The organism is Paracoccus halophilus, assembly GCF_000763905.1.
Lineage (GTDB): Bacteria > Pseudomonadota > Alphaproteobacteria > Rhodobacterales > Rhodobacteraceae > Paracoccus > Paracoccus halophilus.
Genome location: NZ_JRKN01000071.1, coordinates 1 through 4,699 on the forward strand (window position 1 = coordinate 1; position 4,699 = coordinate 4,699).

Annotated in this window: 6 protein-coding genes; all 6 read right to left on the minus strand. The window is 64.1% G+C overall.

Annotation, left to right across the window (positions count from 1 at the left end):
- Positions 1 to 997: 997 nt before the first annotated feature.
- Positions 998 to 1,237, minus strand: coding sequence for a hypothetical protein (locus IT41_RS21125; protein ID WP_139221660.1), 240 nt, complete (start codon positions 1,235 to 1,237; stop codon positions 998 to 1,000).
- Positions 1,238 to 1,299: 62 nt separating this feature from the next.
- Positions 1,300 to 1,506, minus strand: coding sequence for a hypothetical protein (locus IT41_RS18980; protein ID WP_036744287.1), 207 nt, complete (start codon positions 1,504 to 1,506; stop codon positions 1,300 to 1,302).
- 259 nt (positions 1,507 to 1,765) lie between these two features.
- On the minus strand, positions 1,766 to 2,017 hold the full coding sequence (locus IT41_RS18985) for a hypothetical protein (RefSeq protein WP_036744288.1): 252 nt from the start codon (positions 2,015 to 2,017) through the stop codon (positions 1,766 to 1,768).
- A 32-nt stretch (positions 2,018 to 2,049) separates the two neighbouring features.
- Positions 2,050 to 2,376, minus strand: a complete 327-nt coding sequence (locus IT41_RS21130) for a hypothetical protein (protein ID WP_139221661.1) — start codon at positions 2,374 to 2,376, stop codon at positions 2,050 to 2,052.
- A gap of 111 nt (positions 2,377 to 2,487) precedes the next feature.
- Entirely contained in the window at positions 2,488 to 3,657 is a 1,170-nt protein-coding gene (repC, locus tag IT41_RS18990) for a plasmid replication protein RepC (protein ID WP_036744289.1), read from the minus strand.
- A gap of 186 nt (positions 3,658 to 3,843) precedes the next feature.
- Positions 3,844 to 4,699: plasmid partitioning protein RepB (repB, locus tag IT41_RS18995; RefSeq protein WP_036744290.1), on the minus strand; the 856-nt coding region annotated here is incomplete at its 5' end.

Here is a 4,699-nt window from a genome sequence, read left to right on the forward strand (position 1 = left end):
CCCCGGTCGCCCGCCCTGACATGGCTGCCCCCCTGCCCGACCGCGGAAACGAAGCCTGCGCCTCCTCGATCACCAGCGGTTTGCCGAATTCGCGCACGACGGCGGCCTTCGTCGTTCTGGCCATTATGCGATTCTCCTTATGGGCGCGCGGAGTAAGAAGTCAGCCTTTGAAATGCAGGCTTCGCCCGCGGCGCGCAGGGTTTCGCTGTCGGAGCGTCCCGTGGGGCCGGTCAGCCAGCCGGATCGATCAGGATCTCGAGCTGCGTTCCGCCGCGTGATCAGGCGCCGGGCTGGGACCGTGCCCGTGGCCTCGAGCATCTTCATCGACAGTCGCGGGATCTTCTGCTTCGGTTTCATCCCGCTTCACTCTGACCAGGAATGGCCCGGACCGAAACGATGATCGTGCCCTGGCAGCTTGTTCGTACTGGCAGTGGGCATGGGAAGGCTCCTTTTTGGTATTGGTAAGGAGCGACCGGCCGGCTACAGCATAATTGCTGGCATCAGACTCAGTTAGACGGGTACGCCGAAGTTAACGATTGTCAGCGCGGAAGCCGGCCTGCCCTTTGCCAGGTGGTGCTTCCTGTATTTTGGCGGTGCCCGAAAATCGTGCTGCTTCGCGCCGGCTGACTGGCGAAGGGTGCCGCCACGATAGCTAAGCCAGCGGGTTTAGTCCTTGATTTTTCAGGCTAAGCATATCGGTACAGCAAGCGTTCCTATGAGTTAGCCTATGGCGGGGTCCTGAGGCGACTCCGCCGCGCCAGACTGCTATCCGCACCAAATTGGGTCAACAATTTCTGTTCGTTTGTGGAACAATCCAGCTACATGCTTTGATATGATGACCTCGGCTGTGGTAACGCCATGATATCCTTATCCCGGAAGCCGGAGAGCTTGCTGATGTCATTGGGAACAACCTCATGACATGCGGCCCATCCCCGAAATGGGGAACAATTCCCTAAATAGTAACGAAAACCAGGCGAAAACAACCCTGATCTCCGGATCATAGCGCAGCCCCGCACCAATCCGGCCCGCCGCAAATCAGCATATTGATCTCGCGCGAGGATTGATAAGGCAGATCCAATCCCCGCAGCCGGCTCTCGGCCGTATGCACTTCGGAAAGTTGACAGCCGTCAACCGTGTCCACACCGGCCAGCGGCTGCGATGCCCACCCTGCCGATGCGCCCGAAGCAGGGTCTTTTGCGGCCGTGCCCAGCCGGTAGCCCTGTTCCAGCCGGATCACCTTGCGCCGGGCGTGATTTGCGGCGGCATAGCCCTTTGCGATCCGCTCATCCTCGGCCCGGATCAGGCGCCGAGGACGGGTTTGCCCTGCTCGCCATGCGCGACCTCGATCAGCGCGCGAAGCCCGGCGGCGAACAGCGCCCGTGCCGTGCGCCACTGGACGCCCAGCGGATAGCCCCGCGCCCTCTTGCCCAGCACATGATGTAACCATAGATCGTCCCGCACCTGATCCGGGTCGGACGAGACGACATGCAGGACCGGCCCCTTCACCGGCCGGCATGCAGCAGGGCGCACAGGGCAAAGCCGGCATGCAGCAGATCGGCCTGAACCCCTGCCCTGCGCAACGCCCCGACCGCAGCTATGGCGCTGCGCACCTGCAGGCAGCGCCCTGCCCCGCGATCTGTTCCAGCATGGAACTCGTCGGATAGCCAGCCGCCGGACCGAGATTTCCCCGCGCCCGCCCGTCTGCTGCGGAAAGTCGCGCCGTGCCGGGCCGCCCGCCATTTAAGCCTCGCCCAGTTGCTGCGCCTCATCCACGATCATGACCTTCGAACTCGGCCCGTAATGCCTCTGCGTCGCGTATCTGATCGCCCGTGCCGACACCGACCGTTACCAGCGGCCGATCGCCGTCATTCAGGCCCGTTCTTGCATGCGCCAACGGCAGCGAAGGCGGGGCATTGAAAAGGCGCCGGACCGTGGCGGCGACGCGCGCCAACATCGCAACCGCAGCCGCGGTGGTCGGCAGGGCAAAGAACAGGCCGAGCGCCCTGCCCCACTGCATTATCCTTTGGGGAAGAATCAATGCAGCCTCGATCACGGCCAGAATGAGGCAAACAGGCCGTTACCGGCACAGGTCGCCTGCATGGGGCTGGGCTGCCAGTCGGGATCAAGCACCGGCTGGCGGGAGGGTTCTGGGCTGGTCAGGCCAGCATTGTTGACAGCCGTCAACGCGCAATGGCCGGCATTTCTCAGATAGGCGCACAGGTCAAGGCGCGGAGACTGAGGCGGGGACCATCTGCCGTTCGACCCGATCCAGACCGCCGCCGAAGCCAATCCCGGCAGCCACCATTGAAGGGCGATGACCTGCTGGCTGGTCAGCGCTCCAGCGAGCTTCGACCCATAGCTCGCGGCGGTCTGCAACGCATCCGCGATCGCCTCGCCGGCAATTGCCCAGATCGTGCAGAGCAGTGAGCAGCATCAGCGCGTCATGCCCGGCCAATGAGAAGCGAACCTATCCACAACAACTACCCGCTATGCAGCCAGGCGATTGTCGGCGCGCAACAGGGCCATGACCATGGGTCCGGGCGAGAAAGCCTTGTTGGCGGCCTTGTCGGTCAGGTGCCGTAGATAGCCTCCGGGCCGGGCGATGCTGCCCGATCGTTGCAGGATGCAGGCCAGCGTGGTCGCGGCGGCGGCAGCGCCCATCTCTTGGCAGGCTTGCCGCCAGGCATCGGGGGTAATCCCCAGCATCGGGCTGACAAATGCAGCGACTCTGACCAGATCGCGCCAACTTCGGATATCGCCGCTGGTATAGTCGCGAATGTCGGGCGTCGCTTTCAGCACGATCTCCAGCGGCATGGGTGGCGTTTCATCGCTGCCGGGCAAATCGCTGTCGTTCTGCTCTTTGCAGGATTCAGATTCCAATGGTTCTGTATTTGAATTCTGATGGTGCCGCTCATTTTGGCTGTCATTGCCGCTCATGTCTTCTGTTTTCCGGGGCAGGTGATCGTGAATTCGCGCCAGCAATCGGGCCGCGCAATCGGCGAGCCGCTGCAGGCTGTCCAGATCCAGCTTGCGCCGCAACTGCTTTTGCATGCCGGCAATCGCCTCGAGCCCGTCCGCGCAGTCGCCCAGGTCGTTTTCGCTGGCCCAGACCAGCAGCTTGGCCGCGTCGCGCAGGCGGATCACGGTCATCTCGCGCAGGCGGTGACGGCGCAGGGCGTCCTGGCGGGCCTGCCTTGCAGCATCGCTGATTTCGGCACTGCGAACCAGAAGCGGGCGCAGATCGAAGCCATAGGCCCGGTCCAGCGCGCCGCTGCAGTCGCGCGTGGCGTAGCGTTTGCCATTGGGACTGTCGCGGCGCAGGATCAGCCCGGCGCGGCACAGCGCGGCGATATGCCGGCGCAACGTGCTTTCGGGCATGCCATGCGCGCGGTCCGACAGCGAACGGTTCGAGGGAAAGACGATCAACCCGTCATCATCGGCCAGATCCTTGCCGGGATGAAAGCTCAGCAGCGCGGACAAGACCGCCAGATCGCGGTCGCTGACACCGATGGCCTTGCGGGCCTGGGTCAGGTCGCGCAGCAGCGCCCATTTGTCCGCAGTCGCGGCCGGGGCAGGGGCCTCGGCCAGCGCGCGGGTCGCCAACAGGCCAGCCGTCACCGGCTGCCGCCCGAACGGCGTCATTGAAATATGCCTCATGTTTATGTGTCACGCGGCCAAAAACATGCCGTCGCCTGAACAGACGTTGTTGACAGCTGTCAACCTTTGCCGCTATCTTCGAGGTGCTAGAACGAAAGAGCGGCCCTTCGGGATGTCATGTCCTGGGGGGCTTTCTTTTTGCCGTAATCGTGCCTCCTGTTCCGGTTTCTTGCCTGTCGTTCCCGCTTAAGCCTTTGTTTCCAGCCAGTTGCGGTGAACCTCGTCCAGGTGATCGGCCAGCCAGTCGCCGAATTCGCGGCCGTCTCCGCTGAGTTCGATCACCATTTTCCGTTTGCCGGGCCGGGCTTCGCCCAGGGCTGCGCCATTCTGCCCGGTCAGCTTGCGTGGCGCGGCCGGGACCGCGCGGGCGGGCGCCAGCGCGTCGAACACCGCCTCGAAGCGCTGGTCCGAGCTTTCGCCCTGCGCGGCCTGCACCATCACGTCCAGCTCGGCCCCGCGGGCGCGCTTGACCAGTGCCAGCCAGCGATCCCGCCCGATCGAGGGCGCGCTGCCGATCCGCAGCACCAGCTTTTGCGGCAGCGTATCGGCCACCGTCAGCATGCGCGAGATCACCGTCTTGTCGATCGACAGCGCGTCGCAGATGATCTTGCGGTCATAGCCGGCCCGCGCCATCTGCTGGGCGAACAGCGCCTTTTCGATAAAGGACAGATCCTTGCGCGCGCTGTTTTCCTGACCCTGCGCGATGATCAGTTCGCGGTCGTTCAGATGCCGCACCATCGCCTTGACCGGCTGGCGCAGCGCCTTCAGCGCGGCGACGCGGCGACGGCCATAGACGACCTCGTAGCGGCCTTCCTCATTGGGGCTGTGGCGCAGCAGGACGGGCACCTGCTGGCCATATTCGCGGATCGAATCCTGCAAGGCGGCCATGCCCTCGGGATCCTCGTCCAGACGGTCGCGCAGCCCGCCATTGTCGATCATCTCGGGCGCGACATCGATGATCGCGCGGCGCTTGAGATCGTCGATGGATTTCGACACCGCGCCAATGGCGCCGCGTTCATAGCGGGGCAGGGGGGTCTCGGAG

Coding starts and splice junctions, on each gene's coding strand:
- IT41_RS18985 (WP_036744288.1), bottom strand. CDS start 2,017: ATGCAGTGGGGCAGGGCGCTCGGCCTGTTCTTTGCCCTGCCGACCACC.
- repC (WP_036744289.1), bottom strand. CDS start 3,657: ATGAGGCATATTTCAATGACGCCGTTCGGGCGGCAGCCGGTGACGGCT.